The sequence below is a fragment of the Saccharopolyspora oryzae genome (assembly GCF_027853915.1).
In the GTDB taxonomy this organism is placed as follows: Bacteria; Actinomycetota; Actinomycetes; order Mycobacteriales; family Pseudonocardiaceae; genus Saccharopolyspora; species Saccharopolyspora oryzae.
Genome location: NZ_JAQGLA010000016.1, coordinates 16,589 through 37,381, shown reverse-complemented (window position 1 = coordinate 37,381; position 20,793 = coordinate 16,589). Strand labels below are relative to the sequence as shown.

The 20,793-nt window shown below is 69.8% G+C and carries 20 protein-coding genes and 1 pseudogene; 10 read left to right on the top strand and 11 right to left on the bottom strand.

Annotation, left to right across the window (positions count from 1 at the left end):
- Positions 1 to 70 precede the first annotated feature (70 nt).
- The 4 genes from OU415_RS13605 to OU415_RS13590 are packed head-to-tail and all read right to left on the bottom strand — an operon-like array spanning position 71 to position 3,370.
- Entirely contained in the window at positions 71 to 949 is an 879-nt protein-coding gene (locus tag OU415_RS13605; protein WP_270949072.1) for an ABC transporter substrate-binding protein, read from the bottom strand.
- Positions 949 to 1,629 (bottom strand): ABC transporter permease, encoded by a 681-nt coding sequence (locus OU415_RS13600; RefSeq protein WP_270949071.1) that lies wholly within the window; start codon positions 1,627 to 1,629, stop codon positions 949 to 951. The genes OU415_RS13605 and OU415_RS13600 overlap by 1 nt, the downstream gene beginning before the upstream one ends.
- On the bottom strand, positions 1,626 to 2,282 hold the full coding sequence (locus OU415_RS13595; protein ID WP_270949070.1) for an ABC transporter permease: 657 nt from the start codon (positions 2,280 to 2,282) through the stop codon (positions 1,626 to 1,628). Before OU415_RS13595 ends, OU415_RS13600 begins: the two co-directional genes overlap by 4 nt.
- On the bottom strand, positions 2,279 to 3,370 hold the full coding sequence (locus OU415_RS13590) for an ABC transporter ATP-binding protein (RefSeq protein WP_270949069.1): 1,092 nt from the start codon (positions 3,368 to 3,370) through the stop codon (positions 2,279 to 2,281). The genes OU415_RS13595 and OU415_RS13590 overlap by 4 nt, the downstream gene beginning before the upstream one ends.
- A gap of 151 nt (positions 3,371 to 3,521) precedes the next feature.
- Here OU415_RS13590 and OU415_RS13585 point away from each other — a divergent pair, with 151 nt between their 5' ends.
- Positions 3,522 to 5,063 carry a bis-aminopropyl spermidine synthase family protein gene (locus OU415_RS13585; RefSeq protein WP_270949068.1) on the top strand — a complete coding sequence of 514 codons (1,542 nt, stop codon included), beginning with the start codon at positions 3,522 to 3,524 and terminating at the stop codon, positions 5,061 to 5,063.
- On the opposite strand, the gene yczE is transcribed toward OU415_RS13585, so the two are convergent.
- The 3 genes from yczE to OU415_RS13570 form a co-directional block, all read right to left on the bottom strand.
- On the bottom strand, positions 5,046 to 5,666 hold the full coding sequence (gene yczE, locus OU415_RS13580) for a membrane protein YczE (protein WP_270949067.1): 621 nt from the start codon (positions 5,664 to 5,666) through the stop codon (positions 5,046 to 5,048). The genes OU415_RS13585 and yczE overlap by 18 nt on opposite strands.
- 150 nt (positions 5,667 to 5,816) lie before the next feature.
- Positions 5,817 to 8,639, bottom strand: coding sequence for a sensor domain-containing protein (locus OU415_RS13575; protein WP_270949066.1), 2,823 nt, complete (start codon positions 8,637 to 8,639; stop codon positions 5,817 to 5,819).
- Between the two features lie 409 nt (positions 8,640 to 9,048).
- Positions 9,049 to 10,242, bottom strand: a complete 1,194-nt coding sequence (locus OU415_RS13570; RefSeq protein WP_270949065.1) for an NAD(P)-dependent malic enzyme — start codon at positions 10,240 to 10,242, stop codon at positions 9,049 to 9,051.
- A gap of 433 nt (positions 10,243 to 10,675) precedes the next feature.
- Here OU415_RS13570 and OU415_RS13565 point away from each other — a divergent pair, with 433 nt between their 5' ends.
- Entirely contained in the window at positions 10,676 to 11,278 is a 603-nt protein-coding gene (locus OU415_RS13565; RefSeq protein WP_270949064.1) for a dTDP-4-dehydrorhamnose 3,5-epimerase family protein, read from the top strand.
- A 4-nt stretch (positions 11,279 to 11,282) separates the two neighbouring features.
- Here the strand turns inward: OU415_RS13565 and OU415_RS13560 are convergent, their stop codons facing one another.
- Positions 11,283 to 11,543 carry a S24/S26 family peptidase gene (locus OU415_RS13560; RefSeq protein WP_270949063.1) on the bottom strand — a complete coding sequence of 87 codons (261 nt, stop codon included), beginning with the start codon at positions 11,541 to 11,543 and terminating at the stop codon, positions 11,283 to 11,285.
- A 133-nt stretch (positions 11,544 to 11,676) separates the two neighbouring features.
- On the opposite strand from OU415_RS13560, the gene sodN reads away from it, so the two are divergent.
- Positions 11,677 to 12,084, top strand: coding sequence for a superoxide dismutase, Ni (gene sodN, locus OU415_RS13555; protein WP_270949062.1), 408 nt, complete (start codon positions 11,677 to 11,679; stop codon positions 12,082 to 12,084).
- Between the two features lie 621 nt (positions 12,085 to 12,705).
- Positions 12,706 to 13,569, top strand: coding sequence for a P63C domain-containing protein (locus OU415_RS13550; RefSeq protein WP_270949061.1), 864 nt, complete (start codon positions 12,706 to 12,708; stop codon positions 13,567 to 13,569).
- 613 nt (positions 13,570 to 14,182) lie between these two features.
- On the opposite strand, the pseudogene OU415_RS13545 reads toward OU415_RS13550, so the two are convergent.
- Positions 14,183 to 14,614: pseudogene (locus OU415_RS13545) on the bottom strand (NAD(P)H-dependent oxidoreductase); the annotation flags it as partial.
- Between the two features lie 134 nt (positions 14,615 to 14,748).
- Between OU415_RS13545 and OU415_RS13540 the strand changes: the two are divergent.
- Positions 14,749 to 15,090, top strand: coding sequence for a hypothetical protein (locus OU415_RS13540; protein ID WP_270949060.1), 342 nt, complete (start codon positions 14,749 to 14,751; stop codon positions 15,088 to 15,090).
- A 38-nt stretch (positions 15,091 to 15,128) separates the two neighbouring features.
- Here OU415_RS13540 and OU415_RS13535 read toward each other — a convergent pair whose 3' ends face one another.
- A complete protein-coding gene (locus tag OU415_RS13535) occupies positions 15,129 to 15,854 on the bottom strand; it encodes a maleylpyruvate isomerase family mycothiol-dependent enzyme (protein WP_270949059.1) in 726 nt (241 codons plus the stop codon).
- Entirely contained in the window at positions 15,854 to 16,849 is a 996-nt protein-coding gene (locus OU415_RS13530; protein WP_270949058.1) for an EamA family transporter, read from the bottom strand. The genes OU415_RS13535 and OU415_RS13530 overlap by 1 nt, the downstream gene beginning before the upstream one ends.
- Before the next feature lie 81 nt (positions 16,850 to 16,930).
- On the opposite strand from OU415_RS13530, the gene OU415_RS13525 reads away from it, so the two are divergent.
- The 5 genes from OU415_RS13525 (at position 16,931) to OU415_RS13505 (ending at position 20,763) form a co-directional block, all read left to right on the top strand.
- The gene (locus tag OU415_RS13525) at positions 16,931 to 17,404 is read left to right on the top strand and encodes an Lrp/AsnC family transcriptional regulator (RefSeq protein ID WP_270949057.1); all 474 of its coding nucleotides are present in this window, start codon (positions 16,931 to 16,933) and stop codon (positions 17,402 to 17,404) included.
- 39 nt (positions 17,405 to 17,443) lie between these two features.
- Positions 17,444 to 18,478 carry an alpha/beta hydrolase gene (locus OU415_RS13520; RefSeq protein WP_270949056.1) on the top strand — a complete coding sequence of 345 codons (1,035 nt, stop codon included), beginning with the start codon at positions 17,444 to 17,446 and terminating at the stop codon, positions 18,476 to 18,478.
- A gap of 73 nt (positions 18,479 to 18,551) precedes the next feature.
- Entirely contained in the window at positions 18,552 to 19,511 is a 960-nt protein-coding gene (locus OU415_RS13515; protein ID WP_270949055.1) for a GlxA family transcriptional regulator, read from the top strand.
- A 10-nt stretch (positions 19,512 to 19,521) separates the two neighbouring features.
- Entirely contained in the window at positions 19,522 to 20,148 is a 627-nt protein-coding gene (locus OU415_RS13510) for a DJ-1/PfpI family protein (protein ID WP_270949054.1), read from the top strand.
- A gap of 18 nt (positions 20,149 to 20,166) precedes the next feature.
- Positions 20,167 to 20,763: an acid phosphatase gene (locus OU415_RS13505; RefSeq protein ID WP_270949053.1), complete on the top strand. Its 597-nt coding sequence runs from the start codon at positions 20,167 to 20,169 to the stop codon at positions 20,761 to 20,763.
- Positions 20,764 to 20,793 lie beyond the last annotated feature (30 nt).

Genomic DNA, 20,793 nt, shown 5'->3' with positions numbered 1-20,793 from the left:
CGCGCCCCTCGTGAGTGTTTTGGGTCGTTATAGCAACCCAAAACACTCACGAGCCCTTCGCATGCGGGGGTCACAGGCCTGCGCTGGAGACGAATTCCTTGGCGAGGTCCGCCGGGTTGGCCTTCTCCACCTCGAGGCGGCGGTTGAGGTCCGTGAGCTTGTCCGTGGTCAGGGCCGCGGAGACCTTGTTCAGGGCCTCGGCCTGCTGCGGGGTCAGCTTTCCCTTGTGCACCAGGGGAACCACGTTCTGGGCCGGGAACATGTTCTTCGGGTCGTCCAGCTTCACCAGCTTCTTCTCCCCGATCTGGGAGGACGTGGTGAACAGGTTCGCAACCTGGATCTGCCCGTCGACCAGTGCGTTCACCGTGATCGTGCCGGCCTCGACCGGGCGGATCTCCTTGAACGTGCAGCCGTAGTCCTCGGCGATCTTGGACTCCCAGCGGGACTTCCACTCCGCCGGGGCGCCCAGCACCAGCTCACCGCAACGCGGCCCGAGGTCGGCCATCGAGTGCAGCCCGCTGTCGGCGGTGGCCGAGGTGACGGTCAGGACGTCGGAGTCCTCCGCCGGGGACTGGGCGAGCAGCTCCATCTCGCCCGGCACGGTCTGCTTGAGCTGGTCGTAGACCTGCTGCGACTCGGTCGCCGAGGACTTCGGGTCCAGGTACTGCAGCAGGTTCCCGGTGTAGTCGGGTACCAGCGCGAGCTCGCCGTTCTTCACCGCGTTGACGTAGAACTCGCGGGCCCCGATGCGGGGTTTGGTCTCCACCTCGGCGCCGGTGGTCTTCAGCGCCTCGGCGTAGATGTGCATCAGCAGCTCGCTCTCCGCGAAGTCCGCCGAGCCGAGCACCAGGGTTCCGCCCTGGTCGCCGTTGTTCTGCAACGGGTTCTGCGATCCGCAGCCGGTCAGCAGCAGCGCCGCCGCAGCAGCGCACACCAGCAACCGCTTCATCAGTCGTTACCTCCTCGTCGAGCGGCCAACTGCAGACCGCGCGGCACCAGCAGCCGGGTCGCACCGGCCAACACCAGGTCGAGCAGCACCGCCAGGACCGCGATGACGATCGCGGCCGAGGCCATCTGCGCGTAGTCGCTGATCTTCAAACCGTCCAGCAGGATCCGCCCCAGCCCGCCGAGGCCGACGTAGGCGGCGACGGCCGCGGTGGCCACCACCTGCAGCATCGCGCTGCGCACCCCGCCGAGCACCAGCGGCAGCGCCGTCGGCAGCTCCACCTGCCACAACCGCTGCCCGGACGTCATCCCCATGCCCTTGGCGGCGTCCACCGCGTCGGCCGGGGCGTTGCGGATCCCGGCGTAGGTGCCGGAGAGGATCGACGGGATCGCCAGGACCACCAGTCCGGCCAGCGCGGGCAGTTCGCCGAGCCCGAAGCCCAGCACCAGGATCGTCACCACGCCCAGCGTGGGCAGTGCGCGCATCGCGTTGCTGAGCCCGACCACGAACACCGAACCGCGCCCGGTGTGTCCGATGTAGACACCGAGCGGCACGGCCACCGCGGACGCCGCCGCCACCGACACCACGCAGTAGTAGAGGTGCAGCAGGGTCTGCGCCAGGATCCCGCCCGGCCCGGTCCAGTGCGCGGGGTCGGTCAACCACGCGATCAACTCGCCGATCACGCCGCCTTCACCCCCGCTCGCGCCCACGGGGTGAGCAGTCGCCACAGCACCACCAGCAGCAGGTCCACCACCAGCGCCAGCAGCAGGGTCAGCACGATGCCGATGAGGATCTGCTCGGGGTAGTCGCGCTGGAACCCGTCGGTGAACAGCCGGCCGAGTCCGCCGATGCCGACCAGCGCACCGACGCTGACCAGGCTGATGTTGCTGACCGAGGCCACCCGGACCGCGGCGGCCAGCACCGGGACCGACAAGGGCAGTTCGACGGTGAGGAACCGCCGGGTGGGCCGGAAGCCCATCGCGGTGGCGGCGGCGACGATGTGCGCGGGCACCGAGTCGAGCGCGTCCATGACCGGGCGGACCAGCAGCGCCGCGGTGTAGAGCGTCAGCGCGATGATCACGTTGACCGGCGACAGCAGCGGGGTGCCCAGGATGCCGGGGATCAGCACGAACAGCGCCAGCGACGGGATCGTGTAGACCACGTTCGAGGTGCCTTGCAGCGGGCCGCGCAACCAGCGCACCTGCTGCGCCAGCCGCCCCAGCGGCAGCGCCAGCAGCACGCCGAGCACCAGCGGCACCAGCGCCAGGTAGACGTGTTGGGCGAGCTGGCCGAACACCAGCTCGCGGTTGCTCGGGCTGCCGAAGTAGTCGATCACGGCAGCCCCTGGGGTCGGCGCTGCCGCTCGATCACGTCGAGCACGTGCTCCGCGGTGACCACGCCGACGTACCCGCCGTCGCCGTCGACCACCACACCCAGCCCGGTCGGCGCCGACAGCGCGGCGTCCAGCGCACCGCGCAGCGGAGTGCCCCGCGTGTACAGCGATCCGCCCGCGACGAGCCGGTCCTCGGCCAGCTCACCGTCCACTTCGGTCTCCGGCGGCAGCCAGCCACGCGGCCGGCCGGACTCGTCCAGCGCCAGCCGCCACAGCTCCTGCCGGTTCACCCGGGCGCCGAGCTCGACCGTGTCCACCTGCTGCGGCCGGAGACCGTCGGAGTCCACGAAGGACAGTCGGCGGTAGCCGCGGTCGCGACCGACGAACGCGGTCACGAAGTCGTCGGCCGGTTCGGCCAGCAGGTCGTCGGGCTCGGCGTACTGGGCGAGGTGCCCGCCCTGCCGCAGCACCGCGACCTTCTCCCCCAGCTTGATGGCCTCGTCGATGTCGTGCGTGACGAACAGGACCGTCTTGTCCAGCTCGTCCTGCAACCTCAGCAGCTCGTCCTGCAGCCCCTCGCGCACCACCGGGTCGACGGCGCTGAACGGTTCGTCCATCAGCAGCACCGGCGGATCGGCCGCCAGCGCCCGGGCCACCCCGACGCGCTGCTGCTGACCACCGGAGAGCTGCGCCGGGTAGCGCTTGCCCAGCTCCGGCTGCAACCCGACCAGCTCCAGCAGCTCCCCGGCGCGCTTGCGGGCCTCCTGCTTGCTGCGCCCGTGCAGCAGCGGCACCGTCGCGATGTTGTCGAGCACGTTGCGGTGCGGGAACAACCCCGCCTGCTGGATCACGTAACCGATGCCGCGGCGCAGCTCCGCCGGGTCGCGCTCGCGCACGTCGGTACCGCCGACGAGCACCTTGCCCCCCGACGGTTCGATCATCCGGTTCACCATCCGCATCAACGTGGTCTTTCCGCACCCCGAAGGGCCGACCAGCACGGTGATGGTGCCCGTCCGCACCGACAGGCTGAGCTCGTGGACGGCGACGGTGCCGTTCTGGTACTCCTTGCGCACGGCTTGGAACTCGATCAAGCGAGCCCCCTCAAGTAGTCGCGGTCCGCTTTAAACCCGGCCGACCCTAGCTGGATCGATAGCATCCTGCGATCGACGAGACACACGCGTGATCTCGTTCCGCCTGCTGGGAGCGCGACGCCGGAGCGGGGCCCGTAAGCTGATTCACCCGATGAACACTGCTCCGCATGCCGCTACTCCTGACCCGATCGACGCCGTGCGAGGGTTGCTCGCCGACGCCGGTGTCCTCGCGCGCCACCTCCGCGAAGTCCTCGCGCAGCTGACCGGCGAACCCGTCGAGCTCGACGAGCTGATCCGCCGCACCGCGGTGGCGCGGCGGACCGTCGAGGACCTGCTCGCCGCGATCGGGACCGATCTCGAGACCACCGGCAGCGCGCACCGGCTGTCCGCGCAGGCCCGCGAGCGCTACCGGGAGAGCTTCGCGCTGGACGAGCTGGGCACGACTGCGCCGTCCGGGGCCGAGCAGTTGGCGCTGATGCGCGAGTTCGTCGAAACCGGTCCGCGGCCGGCTGCGGCGCTCGACCACGTCACCGCCACTCCGGAAACCGCGCTGCGCCGCGCCGAATGGCTGCGCGACAACTACGACCTGCGCGGCGCCAACCTCCTCTGCCTGGGCGACCACGACCTGACCTCGCTGGCACTGGGGCTGGTGGTGCCGTCGGTCTCGGTGACCGTCGTGGACCTCGACGAGCGGATCCTGCAGCACATCGACGCCGTTGCCGCCGAACGCGGCTTCGACGTCCGCACCCTGCACACCGACCTGCGCTTCGCAGTGCCGTCGGCGGTGGAGGCCTGGGCCGACCTGGTGTTCACCGACCCGCCCTACACCCCGGAGGGCATCGGCCTGTTCGCCGCCCGCGCCGCCGAGTGCATGGCCGGGCCGAACAGCCGCCTGCTGGTCGCCTACGGCTACAGCACGCGGACGCCCGCGCTGGGGCACAAGGTGCAGCAGGAACTGCTGCGGCTGGGCATGGTGTTCGAGGCGATCCTGCCGCAGTTCCACCGCTACTTCGGCGCGCAGGCCATCGGCAGCGCCAGCGACCTGTACGTGTGCCAGCCGACCGCGCACACCCGCAAGCTCGCGCTGCGGCAGGTGCCCGGCATCTACACGCACGGCCCGCAGTCGGTGGAGGCGGTCGAGGCGACGGCGTCCCCGGAGTTCCTGGGCGCGATCGGCGAACGCCTCGGCAGCCCGGTCTCCTCGCTGCGCGAGCCCGGCTGGTCGAAGCCGATCCGCAGGCAGCCGCAGCCGCCGGTGTACGACCTGCGGTCGGATCCGGGCCCGTGGCTGGCGCGGATGCTGCTGGCGGGCAACGCCGACCGGGTCGCGTTCCTCGTCGACAACAACCACCCGGACATCACCAGCGAACGCGCCCAGCGCGCGCTGTCCGAGCTGGTCGGGGCGAAGTACCAGCTGCGCTTCCACCGCAGCACGCCGGACTCCAAGCACGCCCTCGTGGTGGCCGACCTGGTGGAACCGGACTCGGTGGCGGGCTACCTGCTGCAGCGCGCGCACGGCAAGCTCGGCAACGTCTGGCGCGAAGCCCTGATCGCCCACGTCGACCCGGAGCTCACCAAGCGCGAGGCCAAGGAGCGGGTCGCCGCCCTCGCCCCGGTACCGGCCGACCTGGACCTCCGCCTGATCGACCTCCCCCGCCACCGCATCGCGGACCTGCTAACCGTCACCGGCTAGCCGGACGGTGGTGAAGCGGAGGAACTGCTGGACCAGCGGGCCCAGGACCACGGCGATCAGCACGGTGCCGAAGCCGGCGGTTCCACCCAGCAGCCAGCCGACGGCCAGCACGACGAGTTCGATCGCGGTGCGCACCAGCCAGATCGGCTTGCCGGTGACGCGGACCGCGCCGGTCATCAGGCCGTCGCGCGGCCCGGAACCGAACCTGGCGCCCAGGTAGACCGCGTCGAAGAAGGTCAGCATCAGCAGGCCCAGCAGGAGGTAGCCGACCTGCTGGGCCGGCGAGCTCGGTGCGGGCACGAAGAGCGCCGCGAGGTCCGCCGAAGTGCCGACCAGGACCACGTTCAGGAAGGTGCCCAGCCCCGGCAGCTCGCGCAGCGGGATCCAGCAGAGCAAGACGGCCACCGCGATCAGGTTCGTCGCCCACCCGAACGACAGCCCGGTGCGCAGCGACAACCCCTCCGACAGCACGCTCCAGCTCGCCGCCCCCAGGGAGGACTCGACCAGGAAGGTCAGCGCCGCCCCGTACCCGACGAGCCCGATGAGCAGCTGGACCAGCCGCCAGGCCTTCTTCTCCGCCCGCAGTTGCTCTCGGGCCGTCATCCGCCTGGCCACGAATTGGCCCGGCTTCGCTTGCGGTACCGCAGTCACAGGTGTCCTCGAACGTCCGATGGTTCCGGGGATCCGGATCTCCCCGATCCTCGAACCGGCCGCCGCTCCCGGCGAGGGCCACCTGGAGATCGCTGGCCTTCGTCAGACCCCGGGGATCGGCATCGGGCCGCGGGCGACGAGGTCGCGGAACTCGCGGGCCGGGAGGGCGCCGGAGAACAGCCAGCCCTGGTAGGCGTCCACGCCGACGCCGGAGAGCACGTGGAACTGGGTGGCGGTCTCCACGCCTTCGGCCACGCACTTCCGGCCCATCGCGCGGGCCATGTCCACCACCGCGCGCGCCACCGCGAAGTCCGAGGCGTCGCCGCCGACACCGGCGACGAACCGGCGGTCCACCTTGATGATCTGCGCGGGCAGGTCCTTGAGCCGCGCCAGCGACGAGTAGCCGGTGCCGAAGTCGTCCACCGCGAACCGCACCCCGCGCTCGACCAGCTCGGCCATCTCGTGGCGGGTCCGCGACGGCAGGTCCGCCAACGCGGTCTCCACCAGCTCCAGGATCACCCGCTTCCAGCAGATGCCGCTCTCGGCGACGACGTCGGCGACAGCGTCGACGAACTCCGGTCCGCCCGGCACCAGCCCGGCCAGGTTCACCGCCACGCCCACCGACCGGCCGCCGCTGAGCGGCCAGGTCGCCGCCTCCTTCAGCGCGGTCCGCAGCACCCACCGGTCCAGCTCGCGCAGCAGGTCGCCCTGCTCGGCGACGGGCAGGAACGCGTCCGGCGCGAGCATCCCCCGGTCCGGGTGCGGCCAGCGCACCAGCGCCTCCGCGGTGACCACCACGCCGTCGGCGTCGACCACCGGCTGGTAGTGCAGGGCCAAGCCGTCGCTGTTCAACGCCTCCCGGAGCTGCCCCTCCAGGTGCAGCTGCCGGTCCGCCGACGCCATCAGCGCCGGGCTGGCCAGCGAGACCTTGCCCGCGCCGCGGCCCTTCGCCTCGAACATCGCCGCATCGGCGAAGCGCAGCAGGTCCTCGCCACCGGAGGCGGCGCCGTCGGGCACCGCGGCACCGATCGACGCCGACACCCGGATCAGCTGGCCGTGCACCGGAACCGCGGTGCGCAGCAGGCTGGAAACCCTGGTGGCCAGCGAATCGACGCCGCCGACCGCCTCGATGTCCGAGCAGATGATCACGAACTCGTCGCCGGACAGCCGGGCCGTCGTGCACCCCTCGGGCAGCCCGCCCTCCAACCGGCGGGCCAGCGCCACCAGCAGCTCGTCACCCGCGTCGTGGCCCAGTGAATCGTTTACCCGCTTGAAGTTGTCGATGTCGCAGAACAGCACCGCGACCCGGTCCGAATCGGCCCGGCCCAGCAGCTTGTGCAGCAGGTCCTTGACCGCGGTCCGGTTCGGCAGGCCGGTGAGGTCGTCGTGGTTGGCCTGGTAGCGCAGGGCCTCGGCGGTGCGGCGCCGCTCGGTGATGTCCTGGAACACCACCAGCCAGAAGTGGGTGCCGTCGTCCTGCACCGAGGCGGAGGTGCGCAGCTCGCAGTACACCGGTTCGCCGTCGGAGCGCACCAGCACCCGCTGCGGCACCCGGCGGCGGATCCCGGAGTTCTCCGCCGGGGTGGGCAGGCTGGTGTTCTGCTCGTCGGGGTGGGTGATGTCCTTCGCGGTCATCCCGCGCAGCTGGTCGAGCTGGTAGCCGAGCAGGTCGCACAGCGCGTCGTTGGCGTCGACCAGCCGCTCCGCCCGGTCGAACAGGCCGATGCCGACCGGGGTGATGCTGACCAGGTCGCTGAACCGCTGGCTGGAGCGCTCCATGCGGGTCACCACGGCCCGCTGCTCGGTGACGTCCTGCGCGGTGCCGACCAGCAGGTTGCGGCCGTCGGCGTCCTTGATCGCGGTGCCGTGCAGCCGCAGGATCCGGGTCGTGCCGTCGATGCGCAGGTAGCGGTGCTCGACCTCGATCGGATCGTGCTCCTCGACCAGCGGCTGCCAGGCCCGCTGCACCCAGCCCCGGTCGTCGGGGTGCACCCGGTCCAGGTAGCTGTCGAAGGTGATCGGCGTGCTGGCGGGTTTGCCGATGATCTCGTGCAGCATGTTCGACAGCCGCATGACGTTGGACTGCGGGTCCCACTCCCAGGTGCCCAGCCGGGCGATCCGCTGCGCATCCTGCAGCTTGCGCCGCTCGTCGCGCAGCTGCCGCTCCAGCGCCCGGTGCTCGGTGACGTCCTGCACGGTGCCCTGCACCCGCTCGACCCGGCCGGCCCGGTTGTACTCGGCCCGCCCGGTGCACAGGTAGACGCGCTTGCCCGCGTGGTCGCGCAGCTCCACTTCCAGCAGCTCGTCCTCGGGGGCGGTGAGCACGTCGAGGTAGAACTGGCGGGCCCGCTCCCGGTCGTCGGGGTGGGTCGCCTCGATCATGGCCGCCACGCCGGTGGCGTCCTGCGCGCCGGAATCGCCGAGGAACTCGCCGAGCACCGGGCTGCGGTAGAGCTCCACGGTCTCCGGGTAGAACACCCAGCTGCCGACCTTGGCGATGCGCTGCGCCTCGATCAACCACCGGCGCTCGTTGCCCCGCTCGGCCTGCACGTGCGCCGAGTCGCGCCCGCTCTCGGCCAGGTCCGAGACGTCTACCAGCACCGTGACGCGCAGCCGTTCGTCATCGGCGTGCGGCCAGCTCAGCGGCCGGACCGGGTACTCACCGCTCCTGGCGCGCAGCAGCGAGATCTGGCCGTCGCGGGTCACCAGGTCCGTGAGGCGGCAGCCGATCAGCGCCGCGGGCGAGGTCTCGCCCGCCAGCTTCGCCGCCTGCTCGGTGGCCCGGACGATGATGCCGTCCGGGGTGCTGAGCAGCGCGGGCGCGTCCGGCAGCGGCAGCAGGGCGAACTCCTGGGAGCGGGCACCGGCAAGGCCGAGTCCGCCGGAACTCGTCCGAGTCCTCTCGCTCCGCTCGGTCAACAGCACCCCTCCCGCGTAGCAGCCGCGCGACCGCCCGCCCGGTTTGCACACCACCCCACTGATGAGTGATCTACAACACAACGGGTCGTGCGGCCGACAATACCGGTCAACGCACCGGCGGTGACGCCATGGTGCCGTGCGCAGGACCGGATTCCCTGGAGAGGTGACGCTCGTCGCCCGACCTGATGACGCCATGTGGCGAAAGTCAACGGGTGTTGATGCAACGAGCCCCGTCCGGGCTGCGACCACGAGGCACGACCGGCACCGAGCACCGGGGGAGGACGGAAAAACCCCAACGGGGCCGGGGAGTCGGATCGACTCCCCGGCCCCGTCTGGCACAACTCCGGCCCGGCGCCGCGCGGTCCGGCCGCGGCAGCGCCGACTGCTCGGCAGGCCGTCGTGCGCATCAGTGCGATCAGGCCCTGGCGACGCTTTCGGCCCGGGCCGCCTTGGCCACCGCGGCGCTGACCTCGGGCGCGACCCGCGGGTCCAGCGGGCTGGGCACGATGTAGTCGGCGCTGAGGTCGTCGGCGGCGACCGCGGCGATCGCCTCGGCGGCCGCGACCTTCATCCCGTCGGTGATCTTGCGGGCGCCGACGTCGAGCGCGCCCTTGAAGATGCCGGGGAAGGCCAGCACGTTGTTGATCTGGTTCGGGAAGTCGCTGCGCCCGGTGGCCACCACGCTGGCGTGCTTCTTCGCGACCTCGGGGTGGATCTCCGGGTCCGGGTTGGACAGCGCGAACACGATCGCCCCGTCGGCCATGGTGGCCACCAGCTCCTCCGGGAGCTGCCCGACCGAAACGCCGATCACGACGTCGGCGCCGTTGAGCGCCTCGGCCTGACCACCGGTGATCCCGCGCGGGTTGGTGAACTCCGCCAGCTCTTCCTTGATCGGGGTCAGCCCGTCCCGGCCCGCGCTGATGATGCCGCGCGAGTCGAGCACGACGATCTCGCCGACACCGGCGGCGTGCAGGATCTTCGCGCAGGCGACGCCGGCCGCACCGGCGCCGGAGATGACCACGCGCAGCGAGCTCAGCTCGCGGTTGGTGACCCGGGCGGCGTTCTTCAGCGCGGCGAGCACGACCACGGCGGTGCCGTGCTGGTCGTCGTGCATGACCGGGCAGTCCAGCGCCTCGGAGACCCGGCGCTCCAGCTCGAAGCAGCGCGGCGCGGAGATGTCCTCGAGGTTGACCGCGCCGAACGACGGGCGCAGCCGGACCAGGGTCTCGACGATCTCGTCGACGTCGGTGGTGTCCAGCACCAGCGGGATCGAGTCGAGTCCGGCGAAGGTCTTGAACAGGGCGGACTTGCCCTCCATGACCGGCAGCGAAGCTCGCGGGCCGATGTCGCCCAGCCCGAGCACCGCGGTGCCGTCGCTGACCACGGCCACCAACCGCTGCGTCCAGGTGTAGCGGTCGACCAGCGTCGGGTCGCTGGCGATGGCCCGGCTGACCTGCGCCACGCCCGGCGTGTAGGCGATCGAGAGGTCCCGCGCGGTGCTCAGCGGCGCGGTCACCTCGACGCCCAGCTTGCCGCCTTCGTGCGCGGCGAAAATTTCTTCGTTGGTCAATTCAGCACCGTTGTCGGTGCGGTCGTTAACGGCGGTCACGGCGTCCCTCCTGTAGCCATGCCTTCGGCCCGGGCACGTACCGGGCCGGGCGGTGGGTGACGCGAAAGCCACCCGGGTAACACCACCACACCGGGCGTTCCGGTCTGGTGGTGCGTGAATGAACCGAACACAGCTGCCCCGGTCGGACAGCGGCTCGGCGGACGCTGCGGTTCGAACAGTGTGCCAGGCCTCCAGATCAATGTCAGCGACCGGGATCACACAAGCTCACCAGCAACTTCAACAAAATGTCAACGGATTCTCGCAGTACGGACGTCCTATTTCGATTCGAAAAGGCCAGTACGTACGTACGGTTTTCATAATTTGCGGAGGCCGGAACGAACTCGGGTTTTTTCCCGGCCTTGTGCAGTACGCACGTTCTGCTGCCACCGCCCCTTGAGAACCGTCCCCCGACCGGACCCATAGGCTTTCGGACGTGCAGGCACGTCGACTTGAGAACACGGGCGCGTTCGAGTTCACCCCGAAGTCCTTCCCGGACCACCGCGGCCTCTTCGTCGCGCCGTTCCAGGAACCGGCGTTCACCGAAGCCGTCGGACACCCGCTGCGGGTCGCGCAGACCAACCACAGCGTGTCCGCGCGCAACGTCATCCGCGGCGTGCACTTCTCCGACGTGCCGCCCAGCCAGGCCAAGTACGTGTACTGCCCGCAGGGCGCGCTGCTCGACGTGGTGGTCGACATCCGGGTCGGCTCGCCCACCTTCGGCCGCTGGGACGCGGTCCGGCTGGACTCCACCGAGTACCGCGCGCTCTACGTGCCGGAAGGCCTCGGGCACGCCTTCGTCGCGCTGACCGACAACACGGTGATGAGCTACCTCTGCTCCACCCCGTACAACCCGGGCGCCGAGCACGGCATCAACCCGCTCGACCCGGAACTCGCGCTCCCCTGGGACGAAGTGGACGGTGAACCGGTCCTGTCCGAGAAGGACCGCACCGCCCCCACCCTCGCCGAAGCCGCCGAGCAGGGCCTGCTTCCGCAGTACGAAACCTGCCTGGCCCACTACGAAACCCTGCGCGCCTGACAGATCAGCGCAGGCGCCCCGGATTCGGCCACAGCCGCCAGCGGACGACGCCGAGGACTTCGGCCGGGCCCAGTTCGCGGGAATCCGTCGAGCCGAAGCTGTTGTCGCCCTCGACGTGCCAACCGCCGTCCTCGCGGCGCACCGCGCGCTTGACCGACAGCTGCCCCGGCCGCTGCGCCCACCGCACCAGGACGACGTCGCGCGGGCGGGCGCGACCGCGAAGCCGCAGCAGCACGACATCGCGGTCCCGCAGTGTGGGAACCATCGAAGGGCCCCGCACCAGCAAGCGGCGCCACGGCCACCGCCCGAGCGATCTCACAGCCCACCTCCAGTAGGACGTCGAGGATCTTCCAGAGTAGGGTCGGCCCTGTCGGAGCACTCACTGTCAGGGAGGAAAAATGCGACTGCTGTCGCGCATCCTCAGCCCCCGCCTCGAGGCCACCGCGCACTGCGACCTTCCGTGCGGCGTGTACGACCCGGCCCAGGCGCGCATCGAGGCTGAGTCCGTCAAGGCGGTCCAGGAGAAGTACCAGGCCAATGAGGACCCGGAGTTCCGCACTCGCGCGATTCTGATCGCCGAGCAGCGCTCCGAGTTGGTCAAGCACCACCTGTGGGTGCTGTGGACCGACTACTTCAAGCCGCCGCACTTCGAGAAGTACCCGCAGCTGCACGAGCTGGTCAACAAGGCCACCAAGGCAGCCGGTGCCGCTGGCACCAAGGGTTCGATGGACCCGCAGAAGGGCCAGGAACTGCTGGACCACATCGCGGAGATCGAGAAGATCTTCTGGGAGACCAAGCAGGGCTGAGGCACCTAGCTTGACCAAGGCGCCGACCAGCGAAAACACCCTTTCGTTGGTCGGCGTCTTTTTTCATCTTTCGGCCTGCTTCCACGGCCTGACGACGGTCCAGATTCATCCTATGTAGACGCCGCCAGACGAGCGCTCCCACGAGAACTGGCAAGCTGGCCACTCATGCAGAGTGCCCAACGCCGACCTCTCAAACTCGTCCGGTAGACCAGATGCAGTCTGGACATCCGCATCTACTTCAGCGGCTCCTTCAGGCCCGCCTACTCTCCACTCGCGGCCGCGCTCGCATAGAGCAGGCAAGTGGCCCCGCAGCGGCCGCGCTTGACCAGGCTAGGCAGCGCGGGGCGATCTCACTCAGCCCGACGAAAGGTCAGGGCTGCCCCTCCGGATCGTCGCACAACTGGCCATGTGAGCAGGCCCAGCCGGCCTGGCCCCTGTGCAGCATCACCAGAACTATTTAACGACGGGCGCGGAGGCCATACGGGGCCTCTCACCACCTGCACTAGGCCAAACGGGGGGCGCTGCGAAATATCACTCATGTTGCCCCTCGCCTGTCAGCCCCTCCCGCTATGGTCGCTCCACCAATGCGAAGCGCACCCGATCCCAAGGAAGCCGCCAGACGTGGCAAAGCCAAAGAACCCCCTACCGCGAAGTCCATTCGCAAAACACGTCGGCCAGATCCAGCTTGGAAATAACGATCTAGACTGCTATGTTCTCGACTCGGAAATTCGAGTACTCGCTCTTAGGTCGGCGGTTCGAGCACTGACAGGAGTCGACGGAAGCGACCTGGACAGCTACATCGGAGTCCAAAACCTGCGAGACCATCTCGACAGCCGTCGAATCCTGGCAAGCGCAGTCGAATTCTCCATTCCGGGAACACAGTTCACCGGCAAGGGAATTCGCGCTGACGCATTTCTTGATATCTGTCGAGCCTATGTAAACGCACACCAGGACGGAAAGTTGACCACGCCACGCCAGCAGGAGCTGGCGATGAAATCAGCAGTCCTGCTCGCCGCATGCGCAAAGGTTGGCCTGGACGCCCTCATCGATGAGGCGACAGGCTACCAGTACGAGCGAGCCGAAGACGCCCTCCAGGTCAAGTTGCGAGCGTACGTCCTTGACGAGCTGCGCGACTGGGAGAAGACTTTTCCAGACGCATTGTGGGAAGAGTTCGGACGACTAACAAACTGGAGCGGACCACTTCATTCCAGGCCAAGATGGTGGGGGAAGCTGGTCCTCGCTCTCATCTACGATGCGCTAGATCCAGACGTGGCCAACCATCTCCGCACAACAAAACCAACCCCACAAAAAGGGCAAAACTACCATCAGTGGCTTACCGAAGATATCGGTCTCCAGGCACTAATCACGCACATTCATCAGGTCATCGGTATCGCAAAAACCTGCAACACAATGAACGAGTTGAGAGAGAAAGTTGCATTTCACTATGGCAAGAAGCCAGTTCAGCTGCCACTGGAACTGAACTAAGGTCAAGCACAGTTGAACGTGTGTCAGTCAGCACCACTTTACCCGGCTGTTCACCAAGGAAATCGGCGCCAGCCCGGGCCGCAACCTCAGGCGGGCGCGCGTCAAAGCGGCTTGCCCGCTACTCGAAACGGACCAGCGCGGTGTCGCTCGGCGCTGTAGCTTCGGCAGCGCCGAGACCATGCGTCATACCTTCATCAAGGGAGATTCCTCTAGCTGGCACCTTTTTCGCATCCGAGGCGGAAACGCTAACGCCCCGATACTGAGATGTCCACAATCGACTGTCGTGGACGTAGTGGAACCGGTCCGCCTTGGACAACACCGGCTTTCCGGTGGCTGGAATCTCGCCCGTGCCGAATGGGGTCGGAGGACGGGACTCCCCGTACTTCTCTGCCCCGGCGCGGCGACGGGTCGTCGGCTCGGGTTCGGCACCGACCTCGCCGATGCGCTCGGCATCCGGTTGATCTCAGTCGACTGCTCCGGGCTCAGGCCTCGCCGGGCCGCTGATTGCCTCCGACCCGGCCGCTGCCGAGCAGTCCTTCGTCGAGTTCGGCAGCGCCGATGCGTTGTGGCAGCTGATCACCAGGTTCAGCCCGGAGGTCAACCTGGCCGTCTACTAGGCGTCGTTATTCGGACCGGTCTTCCGGCAGGCGACGGTTTCGCTCAGGCTCCCTGCTTTGGACGCACGCAGAAGCGGTCCTGCGCGCGCTGGTGGGTGCCGACCGCTGAGCCGGTCGGCACCCACCGGTTCAGCGGTCCAGGAACTGCTACGCCGCCGCGTCGAATCGGTCATCACCTGCTCGGCGTCCGAGGTTTCGAGGTCGTGGATGAGCCGGAGTTCCGCGTCCTCGATCCCGCAGAAGTTCGAGATGCCGACCCGCAGCTGCACGTCCATCGTCTCGGCGAGTCCCACCTCCGCGTAACCCTCGCTCGACCCACTGGCCGGTCCCAGCCACAGCATGCGCTTGCCGGCCAACCGCGGTTCGCTACGCCCGTAGGCGAACCGGTAGTTCCGCACGCGGTCGATCCAACCCTTGAGGATCGCCGGAGGGGCGAACCATCACACCGGGAAGATCACCACGACCATGTCCACAACGTCGATCCGGGCGATGTGGGCGCGGCCCTCGGGCGAGTAGGTCTTGTCCCGGTCGCCCCAAGTCCGGTTCGTCCGCGCGGGTTCGCTTGTGGTCAGCTGTAGCAGCGCCAGCTCAGCTGGAGCGCCGAGCCGGCGACCTGCCCGGTGTCGCCCTGACCGAGCTCGGCTTCATCACCGAGCAACGCGCCGACGCCCAGGCCGCGACCCGCTTCCACACCGAGGGTCTCCCCGGCGCCAAAGCACTCGTCGGCGACACCAGAGCTGCCGCGCACCTGCTCGGAAGGGCAACGGCGATCCGCGATGCGGTCGGTGCGCCCCCGGCAGAACGCGCCGACGTCGACCGCATCACCGCCCGGGCACCCGAATCCACCCCAGAAACCTTCGCAGCGGCCTACGCAGCAGGACACGCCGAGCAACCCCTGCCCTGATCCCCCGCCCGCGATCGATCGGCGGAGATCGCGACCGGTCAACCGGCAGCGAGTTGATCCGCCCACTCCCGCTCGTTCGGGTCCAGCGGCAGCCGGGTCCGGCCCCACAGGTCGAGGTACAGATCCTCGGCGGTGGCCGCGATCCGCGCGTCGCAGGATTCGCCCGGCGCCGCCGCTCTGGTGCGCACAGACGCGGCAGCGGTCTCCACCAGCCAGCGGTCACCGGTGTCCGTGCTGTGCACCTCGATCCGGCCGGTGCGGGCGAAACGCCTGCCGTCGCGGACCCCGGCGGCCAGGTGGACCGCGAGGATCTCGTCCACGCCGTCGGCTGCGACCTCCGCGGGAATCGCCAGCGACTCCCCCACCGCATCCGCGATGTCCCAGCCGTGGACGAACGCCTCGTGCGTGAGGCACCGCGGCCAGAAGGCGACGATGTGCGGCTGGGTGGACCAGTTCCACGCGGCGGCGAGGGGATCGGCTGCGGCGAGGCGGTCCAGAACCCGGTCCCACTCCTCGGCAGCCCACTCGATCAACCGCTCGTCGGGACGCATCTCGGCGTCGGTGAACTCAGGTTCGCCGACGCCCTGCTCGACGCAGGCGCGGATGAAGGAAGCCACGTTGCCGAGGTGGTGGACGACGTCGCGGATCCGCCATTCCGGGCAGGCGGGCACGGCGGCGTCGAGCCGGTTCTCGGCCATGCGCCACACTTCCGCCCCCACGGCCCGGGTCGCCTCGACGTGGCGTGCGGTGTCCAGGGGGTTCATCAGCGTGAGCCTTTCGGTAGCGCGGGTCCGGCGGAGGGGCGGGGCGAGTCGTTCGGCAGCGGGGTCCGGCGGCGGAGGCGCTGCGTCACGGCCTTGCCGCCGACGATGAGCACCACCGCGCTGACGATGATGGCCCCGCCGAGCAGCACGTTCGGGCTGAGCGCCTCCTCGCCGAGCAGGGCCCCGAGCACGACGGCGACCACGGGGTTGACGTAGGCGTAGGTGACGACGACGTCGTTGGGCAGGGTGGCGTTGGCGTAGCTGTAGGCGGTGAAGGAGATCATGGATCCGGCGACGACCAGCCACAGGAAACCGGCGATCGAACCGGCGGAGATCTCCGCGAGGTCGAGGCGGCCGAACTCGCCCGTCGCGGCAGCGGCGGCGACCAGCAGCAGCCCGCCGATGATCATCTCCACCGAGGCCACCACGAGCGGGTGCGGGGGCAGCGGGGCGCGGCGGGCGTAGACCGAACCCGCCGCCCAGCACAGCGATCCGATCAGCACGGCGGCCGCACCGCCGACGTCGACGCTGGCACCGGGCCCGCCGACGAGCACTGCGACTCCCACCGTGCCGAGGGCCAGCGCCAGCACCATGGCGGCCGTGATCCGCGTCCGCGTCACAGCCGCGTTGATCAGCACCATCCAGACCGGCACGGTCGCCACGACGAGCGCGGCCAGCCCGGAATCGACGCTCGTCTCGCCCACGCTGAGCAGGCCGTTGCCGCCGACCAGCAGCAGGGCGGCGATGATCAGAGCGGAGCGCAGGTGCCGAACGGTCACGCGCTGGGCCCCGCGAGCGTGGCGCGGCCCGACGAGCGCGAACAGCACCGCGCCGGCGGCCAGGAACCGGAGGCCGGCCATGAGCAGCGGCGGGATCGTGTCGACCGCCAACCGGATGCCGAGGTAGGTGGACCCCCAGACGATCCACACGGTGATCAGCGCCAGCCAGGGGAGCAGGGAGTGATGAGATGACTTTAAATTAGCCTTGTCAGGCATATCGCCTCATTAAACAAGGAGTATTCGACAAGATGCTTTCGAGAGACTAGGGTAACCGACCATGAAGGGCAAGTTCTCGACATGACGCGACAGCTGGACGACATCGACCGGACGATCCTGCGAGCGGTGACGGCGGACGGCAGGCAGACCGTCCGGGCGCTCGCGCGGACGGTCGGGCTCTCCGAACCATCGGTGCGGGATCGCCTGCAACGGCTCGAACGCGACGGGGTGATCACCGGCTACCACGCGGACCTCGACCCGGTGAGCGTTGACGCGGGCACGGCGGCGTTCATCGCGCTCCGCTTCGAGCCGGGGGAAGCCGCGAAGGCGGTCGTCAACGAGCGGCTCGAACGCGAGGCCTGCGTGCTCGAAGTGCACGAAGTGGCGGGCGAGGACTGCTACCTGCTGAAGGTGCGCGTGCCCGGGACGGGCGAGCTCGCGGAAGCGCTCGACCGCATCCGCGCCATCCCACCGGTCATCAGCACGAACACGACCATCGTGCTGCGCACCGTTGTCGAACGGCCGTTGGGCGTGGACGCGGCTTGCCCCGAGTAGCACCACGATCGACACCACTTCCCGAACCGGAGGACATCGATGTGGCCTTGGTCAGCCGATCTCGGCGGTCGGCTCGAGCACCGGACGATCGACAGCGCAGTGCTGCGCGGCAACCCGCTCGGCGACCCGCACGAGCGGCCGCTGCTCGTGCACCTGCCGCCGGGCTACGACGACGAGCCCGAGCGCCGCTACCCGACGATCTTCTGGCTGCCCGGCTACAGCGGGCACATCGGGATGTCGCTCAACCGCCCGGCCTTCCGGCAGGCCTACCCCGAACTGATCGACGCGATGTTCACCAGCGGAGACGTGCCTCCCGCCATCGTCGTCTACTTCGACGCCTGGACGTCGCTCGGCGGCAGCCAGCACCTCGATTCGCCGGCCACCGGCCGGTACCACACCTACCTCTGCGACGAGGTCGTGCCGTGGGTGGACGCGAACTACCGGACCATCCCCGACCGGGACCACCGCGCGATCGCCGGCAAGTCCACCGGCGGGTACGCCGCGATGGTGACCCCGATGCTGCGACCCGACGTGTTCGGCGCCCTGGCCACCCACGCCGGTGACGCACTCTTCGAGACCGGTTACCGGGCCGAGCTGCCCCGCCGGTTCCGGATGCTGCGCGACGAGTACGGCGGATCGTACGAGAAGTTCCTCGCCGACTTCCGGAGCCGGATCCCCGGCACCAAGCCCAGCGACCTCGAGCTCATCGAGGTGTACGCCTACGCCGCGGCCTACTCGGCCGACGAGGACGGCACCGTGCGCCTGCCGTTCGACGAGATCGGGGCGATCGTCCCCGAGGTCTGGCAGCGGTGGCTCGCGTGGGACCCGGTGCTGATGGCCGCGCAGCCGGAGTACGCGGACGCACTGGGCTCCCTGCGTGCTCTGTGGATCGATGCGGGCAACCGGGACGAGTACCACCTCGACGCCGGAGCGGCGGCGTTCCGGCGAGCGGTATCGGCCGCCGGAGTACCGGACAACCGGGTCCACTTCGAGCTGTTCGACGGCGGGCACGGCGGGATCGAGTACCGCTACCCGCTCTCGATCGGCTGGCTGAGCAGGATGCTGGCCGACTGACAGCCCGCACCTGTCCTGATCGGTGGGGTGCTCGTCCTTGAGGACGTCCCGCGGCGCGGCCAAGCTCGGTGACGTGGGCAGGAACCGAGTGGTCATCGTGGTTTACGACGACGTCCAGCTGTTGGACGTCGCGGGACCGCTGGAGGTGTTCGACGGCGCTCGGCACCTGGTCAGCGATGGCTACGAGGTGCTCCTGGCCTCGCTCAGCGGCGACGACGTGGTCACCTCGTCGCGCGTCCGGCTGGGCGTGGACGCCGCGCTGCCGGACGTCGACGAGCTCGACACCCTCGTGGTGGCGGGCGGCTGGCAGTTCCGCGAAGCCGCCGGTGATCCCGCGCTGGTCCAGCAGCTGCGCCGGCTGTCCGAGCGCGCCCGGCGGACCACCTCGGTCTGCACCGGCGCGTTCCTGCTGGCCGAGGCCGGGCTGCTGGACGGGCGCCGGGCCACCACGCACTGGGCGAAGTGCGCCGAGCTCGCCGAGTCCTACCCGGACGTCGTGGTGGAACCGGACGCGATCTACGTCCGCGACACCCCGGTGCTCACCGCGGCCGGGGTGACCGCCGGGGTCGACCTCGCGCTCGCCCTCGTCGAGGACGACCACGGCCCGGAGGTCGCCCGCTCGATCGCCAAGTGGCTCGTGGTGTTCCTCCAGCGCCCGGGCGGGCAGTCGCAGTTCAGCGTGTGGAACTCGGCGAAACCGGTCCGCGACCGCGCGCTGCACGACCTGCTCGCCGAGATCGCCGCGAACCCGGCGGGCGATCACCGGATCCCGGCGATGGCCGACCGGATGGCCATGAGCCCGCGGCACTTCACCCGCCTGTTCACCAGGGAAGTCGGCACCAGCCCGGGCCGCTACGTCGAGCGGGCGCGCGTCGAAGCGGCCCGCGCGCTGCTCGAGACCGGCCAGCGCGGCATCGCGCGGCGCTGCGGTTTCGGCAGCGCCGAGACCATGCGCCGCGCCTTCGTCCGCCAGCTCGGAATCCCGCCCAGCGCCTACCGCGACCGCTTCCGCACCAGCACCGACGCACCTTGAGGAGACCACTGTGGACATCGCCTTCGTGCTCTACGACCGCTTCACCGCGCTGGACCTGATCGGCCCGTACGAGGTCCTCGCCGGCCCGGACAGCACGACCCCGCACTTCGTGGCCGCCACCCGCGACACGGTGGTCTGCGACTCCGGCCTGCCGATCCAGCCGACCACGACCTTCGCCGAGCTGACCAGCGCGGACGTCGTGGTCGTCCCCGGCAGCTCCCAGTGGCGCACCGCGCTGGAGCACACCGAGCTGATCGACTGGCTGGCCGCCGTGCACCCGACCACCACCTGGACGGCATCGGTCTGCTCCGGATCGACCCTGCTGGCCAAGGCGGGCATCCTCGACGGCCGACCGGCGACCACGCACTGGGCGGTCCGCGACGCGCTGGCCGAGCTCGGAGCACGTGTCAGCACCGATCGCGTGGTGGTGGACGGCGACGTGATCACCGGCGCCGGGGTGTCGGCGGGCATCGACATGGCGCTGCTGCTGGCGGCGCGGTTGTGGGGCGAGGACGCCGCGAAGCTGATCCAGCTGGCCCTGGAGTACGACCCGCAACCGCCGTTCGACGCGGGCTCGCCCGACAAGGCCGGACCCGAGCTGGCGGCCGCGGTCCGCGAAGGGGTGCTCCCCGCGTAGCGCGGTTACGCTCTGGCCGTGGCACAGGACGAGCACCGCGTTTACCTCCTCCGACACGGCACCACCCGGTGGTCCCAGACCGGTCAGCACACCAGCCGCTCCGAGATCCCGCTCACGGTCGAAGGCGAACTGCGGGCCCGCCAAGCCGGGCAGACCCTGTCCGCGCTGCGCCCGCCCGGACCCGTCACCGTGCTCGCGAGCCCGCGCCAACGCGCGCAGCGCACAGCGGTGCTGGCCGGTCTGGACGACATCGTCACCGAACCGCTGCTCGCGGAGTGGGACTACGGCGACTACGAGGGCCTGACCACGCCGCAGATCCGCGAGCAGGTCCCGGACTGGACGGTGTGGACGCACCCCTGCCCGGGCGGCGAGACCTCGGCGCAGGTCACGGCGCGCGCCGACGACGTGCTGGCGCGCATCGCGGACGCCGCGTCCGATGTGGTGCTGGTCGGGCACGGCCACTTCAGCCGCTGCCTGGTCGCCCGCTGGCTCGGGCTGCCCGCCACCGATGGCGCGCGCTTCGCCCTGGACCCGGCCGGGATCACCGTGCTGGGCTGGGAGCGCGGCGTGCCGCAGATCGTGCGCGCCAACATCCCGCCCTGGCAGCAGGGCTGATCCCCTCCACCGGCCCACCGGCGCCGAATA